At 34.1% G+C, this 17053-nt stretch carries 12 protein-coding genes and 1 tRNA gene; 11 read left to right on the plus strand and 2 right to left on the minus strand.

The window, feature by feature from the left end:
• Window positions 1–121 precede the first annotated feature (121 nt).
• From H0Z29_06680 to H0Z29_06725, 10 genes are all read left to right on the plus strand, one after another.
• A complete protein-coding gene (locus H0Z29_06680) occupies window positions 122–637 on the plus strand; it encodes an SLBB domain-containing protein (protein ID MBO8131186.1) in 516 nt (171 codons plus the stop codon).
• Window positions 638–686: 49 nt separating this feature from the next.
• Window positions 687–1154, plus strand: coding sequence for an Lrp/AsnC family transcriptional regulator (locus tag H0Z29_06685; protein MBO8131187.1), 468 nt, complete (start codon window positions 687–689; stop codon window positions 1152–1154).
• A 141-nt stretch (window positions 1155–1295) separates the two neighbouring features.
• Window positions 1296–2330, plus strand: a complete 1035-nt coding sequence (gene prfB / locus H0Z29_06690; GenBank protein MBO8131188.1) for a peptide chain release factor 2 — start codon at window positions 1296–1298, stop codon at window positions 2328–2330.
• Entirely contained in the window at window positions 2327–3829 is a 1503-nt protein-coding gene (lysS, locus tag H0Z29_06695; protein ID MBO8131189.1) for a lysine--tRNA ligase, read from the plus strand. The genes prfB and lysS overlap by 4 nt, the downstream gene beginning before the upstream one ends.
• Window positions 3826–5043: an ABC transporter permease gene (locus H0Z29_06700; protein ID MBO8131190.1), complete on the plus strand. Its 1218-nt coding sequence runs from the start codon at window positions 3826–3828 to the stop codon at window positions 5041–5043. The genes lysS and H0Z29_06700 overlap by 4 nt, the downstream gene beginning before the upstream one ends.
• On the plus strand, window positions 5036–6262 hold the full coding sequence (locus H0Z29_06705; protein ID MBO8131191.1) for an ABC transporter permease: 1227 nt from the start codon (window positions 5036–5038) through the stop codon (window positions 6260–6262). Before H0Z29_06700 ends, H0Z29_06705 begins: the two co-directional genes overlap by 8 nt.
• A 10-nt stretch (window positions 6263–6272) precedes the next feature.
• Entirely contained in the window at window positions 6273–6944 is a 672-nt protein-coding gene (locus H0Z29_06710; GenBank protein ID MBO8131192.1) for an ABC transporter ATP-binding protein, read from the plus strand.
• Between the two features lie 71 nt (window positions 6945–7015).
• Window positions 7016–9478, plus strand: coding sequence for an ATP-dependent Clp protease ATP-binding subunit (locus H0Z29_06715; protein MBO8131193.1), 2463 nt, complete (start codon window positions 7016–7018; stop codon window positions 9476–9478).
• 142 nt (window positions 9479–9620) lie between these two features.
• Entirely contained in the window at window positions 9621–11567 is a 1947-nt protein-coding gene (gene dnaK / locus H0Z29_06720) for a molecular chaperone DnaK (protein MBO8131194.1), read from the plus strand.
• Between the two features lie 469 nt (window positions 11568–12036).
• Window positions 12037–12110, plus strand: a tRNA-Arg gene (locus H0Z29_06725).
• Window positions 12111–12392: 282 nt separating this feature from the next.
• Here H0Z29_06725 and H0Z29_06730 read toward each other — a convergent pair.
• Window positions 12393–14153 carry a phosphoenolpyruvate carboxykinase gene (locus tag H0Z29_06730; GenBank protein MBO8131195.1) on the minus strand — a complete coding sequence of 587 codons (1761 nt, stop codon included), beginning with the start codon at window positions 14151–14153 and terminating at the stop codon, window positions 12393–12395.
• Window positions 14154–14309: 156 nt separating this feature from the next.
• Complete coding sequence (pruA, locus tag H0Z29_06735) at window positions 14310–15941, minus strand: L-glutamate gamma-semialdehyde dehydrogenase (protein ID MBO8131196.1); 1632 nt, start codon at window positions 15939–15941, stop codon at window positions 14310–14312.
• Window positions 15942–16177: 236 nt separating this feature from the next.
• Between pruA and H0Z29_06740 the strand changes: the two genes are divergently transcribed.
• Window positions 16178–16606 (plus strand): hypothetical protein, encoded by a 429-nt coding sequence (locus H0Z29_06740; GenBank protein MBO8131197.1) that lies wholly within the window; start codon window positions 16178–16180, stop codon window positions 16604–16606.
• The last annotated feature ends 447 nt before the right edge of the window (window positions 16607–17053 follow it).

Genomic DNA, 17053 nt, shown 5'->3' on the forward strand with positions numbered 1-17053 from the left:
ATAAAAAAGATATTTGGAATTTTCAATTTAGAAAATCAAATTACATAGATATTTCAACAGTGTTGTTATGATATTATCGATTAATAATTTTTAACTGGGTATAAAGGCGGAGGAATTCTAGGTGAGGAATATTTTGAAAATTGTATTAATAGTAGCTGTATTATTTAGTATCTCTGTTCCACAGACTGGTTCAGTAAAAAGAGGGCGCCCTGAAGCTGTGCAACCAAAAAGTGCAGCTAGATATATTTTTGCACCTGGTACGGAATCATTTATGATGACGGTGAAAATATGGGGAGAGGTGAAATACCCTGGTATATACGAGGTTCCTGTTGATCTGAACCTGATGGATGTAATTTCGGCAGCTGGTGGACCGACTGATAGGGCAAAACTTTCAAAAATACGCTTAATAAGGGAAAACCCTGATAGTACTGGTGATGCGATAATCGAGGTTGATATAAAAGAGTATATAAAGACTGGTAATAAAGAATTGATACCTATTGTAAAGCCAGGGGATACTATTGTCGTCCCGATGAAACCTATTGAATATGTTTTAAGAACGATGAGCTGGTCGCAGCAGTTAATCAGTATTTATTATTTAGGGGCAATGATTCAATATTATCTGTCAAGAAGTAGGTAGTATAAGATGGAGGAGAGAAGATATTATGTTAAAGAAAAGAACTGATTTAATATTAGATGAGATTGATTGTAGGATTCTTGAGATTTTGCAAAAAGATGGAAGGATTCAGCGCAATAGAGTAGCGGAGATGGTTGGTCTTACTATCCCAGCTGTTAGTGAACGAATGAAAAAGCTGGAGAAAAAAGGTATAATTGATGCTTACCGTGCAAAAGTAAATCAGGCTGCTATAGGTAAGGATGTTACTGCATTTGTTTTTATAATGACATCACCGATGAAGACTTACGAAGAGTTTATTAAGAATTCTCGTGAAGAGTATGATATTATTGAATGCCATTCTATAACAGGTGAGGGTACATTTTTATTGAAGGTAGTAACGGAAAATACGTCATCTCTTGAAAATTTACTTTCAGAGATACAATCCTGGCCAGGTGTATTGCAGACAAGGACATATATCGTCTTATCTACATACAAGGAATTTTCACCTTTAAGACCAGCTGATTACGTTGTAAAGAAATAATTTGTATTTGTAAAAATTTATCGAAATATAGATAAAGGATAAAAATGGTGGGTGGATCTATTGCCACAGATATAAAAAAAGAATTAGATGCTATTTTACCACGCTTAGAAGATATACGGAGGTACCTTTGACGTTGAGTCAATGAAGAAGGAGCTAGGTGAATTAAAGATTGAGGTACAAAAAGAAGGAATATGGAATGATATAGATACATATAAGAAAATTACTCGTAGAATAAGCTACATTGAAGAATTATTAGACGAATACTTTTCATTGGGCAGTTTATACAAAGATATAAAAGATCTGGCTGAACTTCTGGAAGAGGAACCGGATGAGTCTTTATATCCTGAGCTTTTAGATATGCTCGCTACGCTGAAGAAAAAAATAGATGAGATTGAATTAAAAAATATTTTGAGTGATGAAGATGATATAAAAAATGCAATTTTAACTATTCATCCTGGGGCCGGAGGTACAGAGTCTCAGGATTGGGCGGAAATGCTTCTGAGAATGTATTTAAGATGGGCTGAACATTCGAAATTCGAAACTAACATCATTGACATTCAGGATGGAGATGAAGCGGGGATTAAGGATGCCACGGTGGAGATAAAAGGCAAGTACGCTTACGGATTTTTAAAAACTGAAGTGGGAATTCATCGATTAATAAGAATATCGCCTTTTGATGCAAATAAAAGAAGGCACACGAGTTTCGCTTCAGTTTTTGTCTACCCTGAAATTGAAGAAGATGTTGAAATAGAGATAAAGCCTGAAGAACTTAGAATTGATACTTTCAGAGCCAGCGGTCATGGTGGACAACATGTAAACAAAACAGACTCTGCTGTCAGAATTACTCATATTCCGACTGGTATTGTAGTGCAGTGTCAAAACGAAAGGTCACAATTTAAAAATAAGGAAATGGCTCTAAAAATATTAAAATCCCGTTTATATCAGCTTAAAAAAGAAGAAAGAGAAAAAGAAAAGCAGAAATACGATAAGCAGAAAAAAGATATCTCTTGGGGTAATCAGATAAGAACATATGTTTTCCATCCATACAAGATGGTAAAAGATCATAGAACAAACTTTGAAAAGCGGAATGTAGAAGATGTACTTGATGGTAAAATCGATGATTTTATACGTGCGTATTTGCTTGAATATACAAAGAAGGAGAAAAAACAGTCATGAGACGGGTGGAAATGGGTAAATCACTGTCAGAAATAGTCAAGCATCGTCTTAAAAAACTTGATAATATCAGGAAATTGGGATTTAATCCTTATCAATACAGTTTTGAAAAGAGCCATATTTCAAAGCAAATAATAGAAAATTATGATTCTATAGCTGAAAAAGTTGATATTTCGATTGCTGGTAGGGTAATGTCCATCAGGAGAATGGGTAGAGCTTCTTTTTTTCATATTCAAGACGAAGGAGGGAAAATTCAGGCTTATATTCAGGAAAATAAAGTTGGGAAAAAGGTTTACCAGCTGTTTGATAATATGGATATAGGTGATTTAGTTGGTATTCGAGGAAAAGTTTTTAAAACCAAAACTGGCGAAATTACTGTATTTGTAGAAAAATTGGAAATTCTAACAAAAAATATTCGACCTATTCCTGTAATTAAAGAAAAGGAGGAAAAAATTTATGATGCTTTCACTGATAAAGAACAGAGATATAGACGCAGGGAGGTAGATTTAATAGTTAATCCTGAAGTTAAAAATGTGTTTATACTACGCAGTAAAATAATACAGTGGACTCGTGAATATCTAAATGAAAATGGTTATCTTGAGGTGGAAACACCTATTTTGCAAGCAATCTATGGTGGAGCAGCAGCAAAGCCATTTAAAACATATTACAATGCCCTTGATCAGGATTATTATTTGCGAATTGCTCTCGAAATTTATTTAAAAAGGTTACTTGTGGGCGGGTATGAGAAGGTATATGAGATAGGTAGATGTTTTAGAAACGAAGGTATCGATAGAAATCATAATCCAGAATTCACCTTACTCGAATTCTATCAAGCTTATGTAGACTATTTTTATATGATGGATTTTGTTGAGAATTATTTTAAGTATATTGCGGAAAGGATAGGTAAAAAGGTTTTTATATTCGAAGGATACGTAATTGATCTAAGTAAAAAATTTAAGAGGGAGAGTTTTTTTGATTTGTTGAGTGAAAAAATTGGAATAGAATTACAAAATTTAACCGAAGATGAACTAAAAAATATTTGTAATAAGTATGAAATAAATACAAAACCACAATGGAACAAAGGGAAGCTAATGGATGAGATTTTTAAAGAGCTTGTTGAACCAGAGCTGATTGAACCAACATTTGTAATGGACTATCCAATAGAGATTTCACCGTTTGCAAAACCAGCAAGACATGGTAGAAATGATATAGTAGAGCGATTTGAGCTTTTTATCGGTGGGCAGGAGTTTGCTAATTCCTTTAGTGAATTAAATGATCCTATCGACCAAAGACAAAGGATGGAAGAACAAAAAAAGTTAAAAGATAGAGGGGATGAAGAGGCTTGTGATATAGATTATGACTTTTTAAACGCCATGGAATATGGAATGCCACCAGCAGGTGGAGTAGGAATAGGAATAGATAGAGTTGTTATGTTGTTTACAGAGCAACGTTCCATAAGAGATGTCATTTTCTTTCCGCAACTCCGGACAGCATCTCAATGAAATTCCCATTTTTTATTGCATTGAGACATATATTTTCAAAACATAAATTAAGCTATACCTCTTTTTTATCTATTCTATCAGTTATTGGCTTATCCATAGGCGTATGTGCATTATTGTTGACGATGGGTATTTTAGATGGCTTTGAAAGGGAGCTAGTAAAAAAGGTTGTAGGATTCGATGCTCATATAAGAATCCGGACAATGTATCAATTTACGCTGGCTAATCCAGAAAAGGTTGATTCTATGTTGGAAACTATGCCTGAAGTTAGGTATATAATACCGTATGTACATGCAGGAGCGATGATAAAACATGAAAACAAATTGGAGGGTGTTATAGTAGAAGGGATTGATCCTGATGATATATCAAAAAGTGTCAGCGTATTGGATTATATAAATGAAGGTGGTTTTGAAAAAGAAATAAATGGGAAACCTTGTATATTATTAGGAATGAAGTTAGCTGAGAAACTGGGGGTAAATATTGGGAATAAAGTTTTACTCATTTACCGAAGCAAAGATGCAGGGATATTTTCGAAGATGAAAATAAAGGAATTTGTTGTAGGTGGAATTTATGAATCGGGGATGAGCGATTATGATGATGTATTTGTATATGTCCCCCTCAAAAGTGCTCAGAGCTTATTTAATTTAGGTGATAAACTTTCAGGTTACCAACTTATTCTTGTGGATCCAATGAAAGCAAAAAAAATCTCTAGGGAAATAAACAATGAACTTGGATTTCCATATATTGCATTGTCATGGATGGATTTACATCAAAATCTAATCAGATGGCTTGAAGTTCAGAGACTTCCAATAATGATGGTATTCAGTTTGATATTAGCTGTCGCTTTGTTCAATCTATCAAGTTCTCTTACCATGATAATAACAGAGAAAAAGAGGGATATTGGAATTCTAAGAAGTTTTGGTTTGAATAGTAGACAACTGATATCAATATTTGGAATAGAGGGTCTTATCATTGGGTTATTGGGTTTCGGAATAGGTTGTATCTTAACAATTATTTTAGCATTCATTCAAAATAGATATGGAATAGTACAAATTCCTCAGGAAGTCTATTTTATGAGCAAATTACCAATACATTTAAGCGTAGAGAATTTTGTAATAGGTGGTTTTATAACAATAGTATTGTCTTTGATTTTTACTATTTATCCAACTAAAAAATCAACAAAGCTATCACCTGCTGATTGCGTCAGATATGAATAAAAAGTTAATTAGATTGATTGTTCTTAGATATTTTAGAAATAAGAAAAAAATTGGTCTTATAAGTTTTACCTCTTGGGTTTCAATTCTGGGGATAGGATTGGGTAGTTTTGCGCTTGTTATTACAATGAGTATTTTGAATGGATTTGAAAGTGAAGTTATAAAAAGGGTCATCGATATTGATGCTCACATGAGGATCACAGGAAAAAACATTGGTTATGAAACTATTGATTCTATTAAAAGTAAACTAAAATATATTAAATATATTAAATCAATATATCCTTATATTTATTCAAAAGTAATATTGTCCTATAATGGGCAAGAAAGTGTAGTAAGAGTAAAAGGAATTCCTGAAAAGACATTAAAAGAAATCTTTGCTGTTGAAGGTTCATTTGTTAAAGGATATCCAGGATTTAAAAGCTATACATCTGATTTGCCAGGTGTAATTGTTGGAGCAAGATTAGCAGATAAACTTGATCTGTATGTTGGTGATACAATCATTCTTTATAATCCTTCAACCTTAAGAGGATTATATTCTCTACCTGACGCAAAAAAGTTTGTATTAACCGGTGTCTTTGAGTTAAATATTTTTGATTATGATGAAAATCTTATATTTATGGATGTTGCTATAGCCCAAAGATTCTTAAGGCGTGGTGCAAATGTTGATGGTCTAGAAATAAAATTAAGCGATTTTAATAAAGTGAGTTCTTTCAAGGAAAATGTCACAAAATTAGTTAGAAATGATATGTCAGTAAAGTCATGGGATGAGACACATAGGGTACTTTTTGGTGCAATGAAACTTGAAAAATACGGCAGCTTAATTGCACTCTTATTAATAATTCTGGTAGCTGTTTTCAATTTAACAAGTTCTATTATAATGTTAATCGTTGAGAAGATAAAGGAAGTCGGTATTTTAAGAACAATGGGAATGCCGTCAGATTCTATTAGAGAAGTATTTATTAGGCTTGGCCTTATGAATGGTATAATTGGACTTGTTACAGGTATTGTGATAGCTACTTGCTTATGTTTGGTTCAACAATATTACAAAATAATCCCACTGCCCTCTGTTTATTACATTCCATATCTCCCTGTGATAGTAAGAGTTTTTGATATAATTTTAATATTTATTGCTGGATTATTTCTTATATTTTTGGGTTCGTTCTTACCAAGTAGTAGAATTAGTAAAATAAATGCCATAAGGGCTATTAATTATGAAAAATAATAAAGAAAATATACTAAAAGTAAATAATATTCATAAATCCTATAAAAATGGAGAAACGGTTATTGAGGTATTAAAAGGAGTGGACTTTAGTGTGAAAAGAGGTGAAGTGTTGTCTATTATGGGTCCTTCCGGGGCAGGTAAATCTACATTGCTTAATATAATTGGAACGCTGGAATTACCTGATAATGGGGAAATTTTGTATAACAACATAAATCCATTTGATTTAGATGAAAAAAGACTGGCAAAATTTAGAAATGAGAAGATTGGTTTTGTATTTCAATTTCATCATTTATTACCAGAATTTACTGCTCTTGAGAATGTAATGGTTCCTTCGATAATATATAATGATGACTTTGAAAAGGCGAGAGAAAAGGCTCATAGATTGCTTGATAGAGTAGGATTGGGTGACAGAATAAACCATAAACCGGCTCAACTGTCAGGTGGTGAGAGACAAAGGGTTGCAGTTGCTAGAGCGATGATTAATAATCCTGAGGTCATTTTAGCAGATGAACCAACTGGCAATCTTGATATAGAGAATGGAGAAAATTTGTTGAAGCTAATACTTGATTTAAATACTTCTCTGGGTGTTACCTTCATAATTGCTACTCATAATTTAGAAGTTTCAAAAATCTGTGCCAGAACAATATACCTTAGGGATGGTAAAATTGTTCATGATAAATGATTAGTTGATTTAGCTAAATTTTGGTTTTAATTTAATGGTGTGAAATTGAAATGAAAGGTCATTAAGAAATTATGAGGGAAAATTTTTCAAGGAAAATTCAACAAATTATCAAATATGCAAAAGAAGAGGCGGTAAGATTAGGACATAGTTATATAGGTTCAGAACATTTATTACTTGGAATGTTGAAACAAACAAGGAGTATTGGAATCGACGTATTATTGAATCTCGGTGTAGATATAGAGTACCTGAAAAAGGCAGTTGAGGATGCAATAAGACCATCTGGTGGTACAATGACACTTGGTCATTTACCTCTTACAAAAAGAGCAGAAAGAATTTTACGCAATACATATAATGAAGCAAAGCAATTGGATGCTGAAGAAATTGGTGATGAGCATTTGCTTCTTGCTATGTTGAAGGAAAATGACGGCATAGCATATCAAGTGCTAACAGAGATGGGTATAGATTATGAAACAATAAGAGAAGAGTTAACAGACCCATTTTTTAAGAACCAGTACCAGAGTGAAAAAGAAGAAAGAAAATCCAAGACTCCTGCACTTGATCATTTTTCCAGGGATATTACGAAACTGGCAGAAATGGGAAAGCTTGATCCTGTCATTGGTAGGGATAAAGAAATTGAAAGAGTGGCTCAAATTCTTACAAGACGCAAAAAGAATAATCCTGTATTAATTGGAGAACCCGGTGTTGGTAAAACAGCCATTGCTGAAGGTCTTGCATTAAGAATTGTTAAAAAACAGGTTCCACGCCTGTTATACAATAAGAGAATTGTAGACCTAGATCTTGCAGCCATCGTTGCAGGGACAAAGTATAGAGGCCAGTTTGAGGAAAGAATGAAAGCAATAATGCAGGAGTTAGAAAAGGCGAAAGATGTAATACTGTTTATTGATGAGCTTCATACAATTGTAGGTGCTGGCGGAGCTTCTGGATCTCTTGATGCTTCAAATATGTTCAAGCCTGCTCTTGCGAGAGGTGAAATACAGTGCATTGGTGCGACTACTCTTGATGAATATAGAAAATATATTGAGAAGGACGGTGCACTGGAAAGAAGGTTCCAGAAAATTGTTATAAATCCACCTACGAAAGAAGAGACATTTGATATTTTAAAGGGATTGAAAAAAAATTATGAAGAGCATCACAATGTTATATATACAGAAGAAGCCTTATGGGCTTGTGTAGAGCTAAGTGATCGATACATAACCGATAAATATCAACCTGACAAAGCGATAGATGTAATGGATGAAGCCGGATCCAGAGTACACTTGAGAGAGATTATAGTCCCTAAGGAAATTCTGGATATTGAGCGAAAGATAGAAGAGATAAGAAAAGCAAAGGAGAAAGTTGTAAAGGAACAGAACTTTGAAGCAGCTGCAGAATTAAGAGATAAAGAAAGAAGGCTTAAAGAAAAACTAAGGTTGCTGCAGGAAAAATGGGAAAAGTCGGATAAAAAGAAGACGGTATATGTTACCGACGAAGATGTTGCAGATGTTGTTGCTATGATGACTGGTATACCGGTCAATAAACTGAAGGAAACAGAGAACAAGAAACTCCTTGAAATGGAGGAAAATTTAAAAAAATGTATCGTGGGACAGGATGAAGCAATTGAAAAAGTATCTTCTGCGATAAGAAGAGCGAGAGTTGGAATTAAAGATCCAAGGAGGCCAATAGGGTGTTTCCTGTTTTTAGGACCTACTGGTGTTGGTAAAACGGAATTAGCAAAGGTTCTCGCTGAGTATCTATTTGGGAGTAGAGATTCATTAATAAAGATAGATATGTCGGAATATATGGAGAAATTTGCTATCTCAAGATTAATAGGAGCTCCACCCGGTTATGTAGGATACGAAGAGGGGGGAGAGTTAACTGAAAAAGTCAGAACACATCCTTATTCAGTAGTTCTCTTTGACGAAATTGAAAAGGCACACCCCGAGGTATTTAATCTGTTACTACAAATATTTGACGATGGTGTATTGACAGATAGTTTTGGAAGAAAGGTGGATTTTAAAAATACTATAGTTATTATGACATCGAATATAGGGACAAGAAACATTTACTCTGGGACGATTGGTTTCGAAAAAAGGTCTTTAAACGAAGGTTTTGAAGCTATTAAGAAAATGTTGCTGGCTGAAGTGAATAAATTATTGCCACCTGAATTTCTAAATAGGATTGAAGAGCCAATTGTTTTTAAGCCTCTTACGAAAGAAGATATACTAAAAATTATTGACATTCAGATAAGAGAAGTGCAGGAGAATATAAAATCTTCAGGCATAGAAATAAGGCTCAGTGACGAAGCTAAGAAATATATACTTGAAAGAGGATATAATCCTGAATATGGTGCCAGACCAATAAGGCGAACTATTCAGGAATTGATTGAAAATGCTATAGCTGAAGAGATTCTAAGAGGTAATATTTCAAGAGGACTACCAATATTTGTCAGAGTGAAAGATAATAAAATAGTTTTTGATCAGAATAAAGAAATTTTGCCAGCATCTCCGGATAAAGAACCTAAAGGGGAAAAATAAACTCTGAATAAATATCATACATCTATCAATTAGTATGTCATATCTGTATTTAAAAAAGGTAAATTTTAGTGTGGCACACTATTTGTAAAAATATCTGTCGATTTTTTTGAATTTAATGATTTGAAAGCAAGGAGGAGAAAATATGGGTAAAATAATTGGAATAGACCTTGGAACGACAAACTCATGTGTTGCCGTTGTTGAAGGAAATAAACCAAGGGTTTTGGAAAATTCTGAAGGAAGAAGGGTAACACCGTCTGTTGTTGTATTTAAAAAAGAAGGTGAAATAGTCGTTGGTGATCCTGCAAAAAGACAAATAGTGACAAATCCAGGCAGAGCTGTCTATTCTATAAAGAGATTTATGGGTAGACAATATGATGAGGTGAAAAGAGAAGCTGAAATGGTTCCTTACAAAGTTGTAAAAGGACCCAATGGAGATGCAAGGGTTGAGATAGAAGGTAGGGTTTATTCTCCACCAGAGATTAGTGCAATGATATTACAGAAAATGAGACAAACTGCTGAGGAAAAACTTGGTGAAAAGATAACAGATGCAGTGATAACTGTCCCTGCATATTTTAACGATTCACAGAGGCAGGCAACTAAGGATGCTGGTAGGATTGCGGGATTGAATGTACGTAGAATAATTAATGAACCAACAGCTGCTTCTCTTGCATACGGACTTGATAAGAAAAAAGAAGGTATTGTAGCAGTTTATGATTTGGGTGGAGGTACTTTTGATATATCAATTCTTGAACTGGGGGACGGAGTTTTTGAGGTTAAATCCACAAGTGGTAACACTCATCTTGGTGGTGATGATTTCGATCAAAGAATTATTGAATGGCTTGTTGAGGAATTTAAAAAGAAAGAGGGAATTGACCTGACAAAAGACCCAATGGCAATGCAGAGACTAAAAGAAGCTGCAGAGCGTGCAAAAATAGAGTTGTCTTCAAGTATGGAAACTGAGATAAACCTACCATATATAACTGCCAGTGCAACTGGGCCTATACATTTACTTGAAAAGTTGACCAGAGCAAAATTTGAATCACTGATAGCTGATCTTGTGGAGAGTACGAAGGAACCATGCTATCAGGCTTTGAAGGATGCAGGATTAAAATCTGAAGATATTACAGATGTAATTCTTGTTGGTGGATCAACAAGGATTCCAATGGTTCAGAAGCTAGTGAAGGAGATCTTCGGAAAAGAGCCAAGTAAAGAGGTTAATCCAGATGAAGCTGTGGCAATAGGTGCTGCTATCCAGGGAGCGATTCTGGCTGGTGAGGTTCATGATGTACTATTACTTGATGTTACTCCATTATCTCTTGGAATAGAGACATTGGGGGGAGTAACCACTGTACTAATACCAAGAAATACAACAATACCTACCAGAAAGAGCGAGATATTCACAACAGCTACGGACAATCAGACTACCGTTGAGATACATGTGCTTCAGGGAGAAAGACCACTTGCAAAGGATAATAAGAGTATAGGTAGATTTTATCTGGATGGTATACCACCTGCACCAAGAGGTGTACCACAGATCGAGGTAACATTCGATATTGATGCCAATGGTATATTGAATGTTTCTGCAAAAGATAAAGCTACTGGCAAGGAACAAAGTATCAGAATTCAGACATCTAGTGGTTTGTCTGAGGAAGAAATTCAAAGAATGGTGAAAGAAGCTCAGGAACATGAACAAGAAGATAAGAGAAAGAAAGAAGAAGTTGAAACAAGAAATCAATGTGATGCGCTTATATACCAGACCGAAAAGAACCTTAAGGAATATGATAATAAATTAAGTGCTGAAGAGAAAAGTAAGATCAATTCTGCTCTTGATGAATTAAAGAAGGCTATGAATACTTCCGATTTAAAGGCGATGAAGGATGGAATGGAGAATCTGAATAGAGTATGGGCTGAGGTGTCGAGTAAGATGTATGAGAGAATTAGAGCAGAAGGGGCAGGAGCATCTACTGGAGCTGAAGCAGGAGCATCCGCTGGTAGTTCTTCGGGTAGCGCATCCACAAAAAAGGAGACAAAAGGTAGCGATAATGTGGAAGACGCTGATTTTGAAATTGTAGATGATGATAAAAAGTAATCTTTTGCACCTCATATAGATTTATGGACGGGGGACTTAAAAATAGTCCCCTTTTATTTTCTTTATAATAGAGTGTAACTATGTTTTAATAATAGAGAAATTAGCAGTTTGCAAAGCTTCATAATGATTATTTAATTTAATATTTACTAGTTATTGTAACAAAGATGTCACAATTAAGTATAAAATCCAATTATTAGATCTCCCATGACTGAGTGGAAATTAAAATAGATTAAAGAGAAATTTGATAATATGAAAAATAATTTAATATATACTGAATTTGATAAATTCGGTTTTTTACGAACTCACCTTATTTAATCATTTCATAAAAATTTCATTCTATGATTAAGGTCGGAAATGTTTGAGGAGATTGCAATTATTTAGGAAACTTATCATATAAATAATTTTTATATGTACTTAATTAATCTTTAAGATTTAATATGATGATGCTAAATTAAGATGTATTATTGATGCCCCCGTAGCTCAGATGGACAGAGCACCGGCCTCCGGAGCCGGGTGTCGCAGGTTCAAATCCTGTCGGGGGTACTAATACTGCACAAAGAAAATTAATGGTCAATGATTCGATAGCGATTAAAATATTTATCTCAACTAGTGGTAAAAATATAACTGAGTAAAAAATAAAATTTTTAGTTTGATAAAATTATCCTCTTCCGTCTTATTCATTAAGAAAGGTAATTATTTTGTCACATGAAATCAAATTGCTTTATAGTATATTAAAAAATTAAAATTCATCTTTATAACCATCTGAGTACCTATGGGATGTAAGCTAAAATTAGAATAAACTTATTTTAGTTATAAACTAACTTACTATTTTTCTAGTAATTTTATTAATTCCCTTGCTGATTCTTCTGGTCCTTTTTTCTCAAAACCTTTGATTCCCAATCGAGTTCTTATTTGCCCAACGAATAGATTGTTCCTGAAAAAATGGTTGAAATACTTAACAGCTATTTTTTCATGTAGATCTTTGTATTGTGGTGGACCGAATATATTTGCAAAATAGGAATGTACTATTCCAGTAGAGGTTGTAGTTCCCTTGCTCATTACGGTTCCTTCACGGAAAACTTTTAACGCCTCTTCTGGAGTATTAAACCTTTCAATAGTTGGATGATCCTCATCAATCTCCTCGTAATTATTGGCGTAGAAAAGGAGGTCTACTTTATGCCCTTTTATTACTGTTTCATAGGTAGTTACCGGGATTACAATCCTTGCATTTACTTTTGTAGGAGACATTATTATGGCTCTATCAATCTGACCAAAAGCATAGCCAGTTGGCAAGTCATCGAGTCTTAAGAAAGCACCAATTTCTGTGCCGTATGCTATTATCTCGCCATCGTCTTTTATTTCTATTGATCCCATATCATCAGCAATTACTATCATATCTTTAATCAATTCTTCGCCTAATATTCGCATCGCTTCTATGGTTTCGGATTTCCCACTGCCAGAGTCACCTATGATTAAAATGTTCGATTCTCTATTATTTTTGAGAATTATTTTAAAGAAAGCTCCGTGGTAGGGTAGCAATCCCTTTTTCATTACGATTACATTATGTAAGGTAAGCACCATTTTCTTCAGATATCCAAAGTAGCCAAATGTATCATCATTTGGAATTGTTGCAATCAAAATATTGTTATCTTTATCATCATAGAAAACAGTAGGGAGTTCCGAAAGCCTGTATAGCGACTTTCCAGGGACACCAAAGAGGTAAATCGCATCGGGCCTTCTTTTTAAATATTCATCGTTAGCAAGTTCAAATAGATTGCTTAATGAAAATCCCAATTCATAAAATTTTTGGTGAAAGTATATAAAGATTAGATAATGTCCTACATTGGCTGGATAGCAGAGCCATTCATCTGGGTCTATATTTTCAATATAGTTGAGTGGATTTTCATTTACTTTCTGAAATCTACCTGTTCTTTTATTCATTGGGGGGTCTAATATTAATGGAGGATTGAGCAAAACCTGCCGTATAACTTTTATATTTTTCAATATTTCATAACTATTTCCAGGTAAGTTTAATTGGCGCTGTATGGCAATTGAGGAAAAATTAGCACCAGCTGCAACCTGTCTATAAATGCGTGGATGTTTTCCAGTTATATTTTCCTGAAGATCCCTGTATATCTTTCTTACAAGATGAGTTAGCGTTTCATTTGTATCGTTAAATGTACGGTAAGGTCTTTTATCGAGCCTGTCTCCCTCGGAATCTGCGATTATAAATCTATCAAAGCTTCTCCAGTAGTTATATAAAAACTCGACGAGGTCATTTAAAAGGTGTATATCCCTGAAAAATACTGAGTATTCAGGATTTATTTTTATAATATATTCATAAGGCATTTTTGTTAGCATTAAAAATACTTTGGTCAAGTCATCTAAATCTTGTTTTTTTATATCTTTTGTACCAAATATGCCAAGGAGACGAGATTCACTTTGTTTCAATCTTTCTATAGCAATCGACAAAAACTTTTTGAAAAATGGGCTATTAAATAACTCTTCTTCTGTTTCACACATTCGGCCCCTTATCCTTAGTATAACTTTTCTACCTATTATCGAAAAAATGTTTTTTTCAATCATTTCAAGGCCTCCATCTAATGCACGCAATTATAAAGAATTTATAAATAAATACAAAGTGATTTATATTCTACGTGATATTATTTAGGAACGATAAATTACCTACTATTATTGCTAAACATAAATATGTGTGTTCGATAAAATTGTAAAGTAAAATTTTTATTCCTTTTCCATAAAAGGATATCTGTAGTCTTTGGGTGGTACTAATAGCTCCTTGATTGCTCTTGGTGTTACCCACCTGTATAAATTCAATATACTGCCTGCTTTATCATTTGTGCCAGAAGCTCTACTGCCACCGAATGGTTGTTGTCCAACAACTGCACCTGTCGGTTTGTCATTAATGTAGAAATTACCAGCTGCATATCGAAGTTTGTCTTCCGCTAACTGAATGGCTTTTCTATCTTTTGCGAAAATAGAGCCAGTAAGACCATAAGGGGATGTATTATTACAGATTTCAAGAGTTTCTTCGTATTTATTATCGTCGTAAACATAAATTGTAACAACGGGTCCAAATATTTCTTCTACCATGGTTTTGAAATATGGATTGTCAGTTTGAACAACTGTTGGTTCTATAAAATATCCCTTTGAATCATCGCAATTACCGCCTATTAATATTTTTGCTTCATTCGAATTCCTTACAAATTCAATATAGGATTTTATTTTTTCAAAAGCAGGTCTATCTATTACTGCATTCATGAAGCATTCGAAGTCTCTCACATCACCTATCTTAATTGTTTTAATAGTTTCAATAAATAGTTCTTTAAATTTTGCCCAGATTGATTTAGGAATATATGCTCTAGATGATGCGGAACATTTTTGTCCCTGATATTCAAAAGAGCCTCTTACAACGGCAGTATTTAACTCATCTAGGTCTGCACTTGAATGAGCAAAAATGAAGTCTTTCCCACCTGTTTCACCAACTACGCGAGGATAATTCTTATAAATTTTTATGTTTTCCCCAACTGTTTTCCAAATATACTGAAATGTTTCGGTACTACCGGTGAAATGTACACCAGCAAGATCAGGACTGTTCAAAACTATTGAGCCGACCATAGTACCGGGACCGGGAATAAAATTGATAACACCATCTGGTAAACCAGCTTCTTTCAATAGCTTCATAAGGTAATATGCAGAAAAGATAGCTGAAGATGCTGGTTTCCAGACAACTGTATTTCCCATAATGGCTGGTGAAGTCGGGAGGTTTCCTGCAATGGAAGTGAAGTTAAAGGGTGTTATCGCAAAGATAAATCCTTCAAGTGGCCTATATTCAACCCTGTTCCATTGTCCTTTTGGGGAGATAGGTTGTTGTTCGTATATCTCTTCCATGTATTTTGTATTAAAGTTCCAGAAATCTAGTAATTCGCATGTAGAGTCTATTTCAGCCTGAAATACATTTTTACTCTGATTTAGCATTGTAGCGGCATTGAGAATATATCTCCATTCGTTTGAAAGAAGTTCCGCCGCCTTTTTGAAAATGCTGGCTCTTATCCACCAGGGTGTGTTCGACCATTCTTTCCAGGCTTCTTTTGCACAGTCGATTGCCATTTGTATTTCTTTATGGCTGGCTATATGGTATATCGATAATATATGATTATGATCATGGGGCATGACGCACTTGGCTGTATTGCCTGTCCTTATTTCTTTACCTCCAATTATTAACGGTATTTCGATTTGTTCAGATGAAAGTTTATCAAGCGTTTGTTTTAGAATTTCTCTTTCTTTTGTGCCGGGGGCGTAACTGAGTATTCGTTCGTTTTTTGGATCTGGTAATGTAAATTTTGCGTTACTCATAATAACCTCTTGGTTTTTCTTGTTTTTAATTAATTTATCATACTTTTAAGTTAAGAAATAGATAGGTTAATTGGTAGTGTTAAATTTAAAGGATTTAGGATAGGAAATATCTTGATTGTTTTTGTAGATGGGCTTGGTATTGGCGAGAAAAAAGATACAGATCCTTTATATAAGAATTATTATGAGGTATTGAAATATTTTACAATTGAAAATAATTGATTATATTTTCTAATAACATGTATTTTAAAGAAATAAATACCAGGATTGGATTAGAAGGTTTGCCTCAGAGCGCTACCTGTCAGACAGCGTTATTTACTGGTTATAAACTTTATAATACGATGGAATGTCATATACCTGGATTACCGAATAAAAGACTAATTTCGATAATCTATAGAACAAATTTATTACAAAGGCTTGAGAATAGGGGATTAGAAATTGACTTTATAAATGCCTATCATGAAAATTATTTTAAAAGAAGATTTAATAATTTGTCATTAACAACACATCTAGTATTGAATCTTAGTAAATCACATTTTTACTTCCTTGAAGATATAAAATCTGGGAATGCTATTTTTGCTGATATTACGAATGAGCACCTTAGGAAAGAGGGATATAATATTGATTTAAGCGCAAAGGCTCAGTGCAAAATGCAGAATGAAAATTGAAAAATGCAAAATCGCCTTTTGTCAGATTTGGCTTTTGTACTCAAAATGTATACAGAAATAAATTTGACTTTTGCACTTTGCAATCTTCATTTTGCAATTGCCGTAAGGCTATCTTGCCCTTCGGGAAATCGCCTTCGGCGACTTCGTGAATACAAGACGATAAGCGCAAAGGCTCAGTGCAAAATGCAGAATGAAAATTGAAAAATGCAAAATCGCCTTTTGTCAGATTTGGCTTTTGTACTCAAAATGTAGACAGAAATAAATTTGACTTTTGCACTTTGCAATCTTCATTTTGCAATTGCCGTAAGGCTATCTTGCACTTTGGGAAATCGCCTTCGGCGACTTCGTGAATACAAGACGTTAAGCGCAAAGGCTCAATGCAGAATGCAGAGTGCAAATTGAAAAATGCAAAATCGCCTTTTGTCAGATTTGGCTTTTGTACTCAAA

It is taken from the genome of Candidatus Neomarinimicrobiota bacterium, from assembly GCA_017656425.1.
Taxonomy (GTDB): Bacteria; Fidelibacterota; UBA2242; order UBA2242; family B5-G15; genus JACDNV01.

Bases quoted from the DNA above. Each gene is read 5' to 3' on its own strand.
- prfB (MBO8131188.1), top strand. From the start codon at position 1,296: ATGAAGAAGGAGCTAGGTGAATTAAAGATTGAGGTACAAAAAGAAGGA.
- lysS (MBO8131189.1), top strand. From the start codon at position 2,327: ATGAGACGGGTGGAAATGGGTAAATCACTGTCAGAAATAGTCAAGCAT.
- H0Z29_06700 (MBO8131190.1), top strand. From the start codon at position 3,826: ATGAAATTCCCATTTTTTATTGCATTGAGACATATATTTTCAAAACAT.
- H0Z29_06705 (MBO8131191.1), top strand. From the start codon at position 5,036: ATGAATAAAAAGTTAATTAGATTGATTGTTCTTAGATATTTTAGAAAT.
- H0Z29_06715 (MBO8131193.1), top strand. From the start codon at position 7,016: ATGAGGGAAAATTTTTCAAGGAAAATTCAACAAATTATCAAATATGCA.
- dnaK (MBO8131194.1), top strand. From the start codon at position 9,621: ATGGGTAAAATAATTGGAATAGACCTTGGAACGACAAACTCATGTGTT.
- H0Z29_06730 (MBO8131195.1), bottom strand. From the start codon at position 14,153: ATGATTGAAAAAAACATTTTTTCGATAATAGGTAGAAAAGTTATACTA.
- pruA (MBO8131196.1), bottom strand. From the start codon at position 15,941: ATGAGTAACGCAAAATTTACATTACCAGATCCAAAAAACGAACGAATA.
- H0Z29_06740 (MBO8131197.1), top strand. From the start codon at position 16,178: ATGTATTTTAAAGAAATAAATACCAGGATTGGATTAGAAGGTTTGCCT.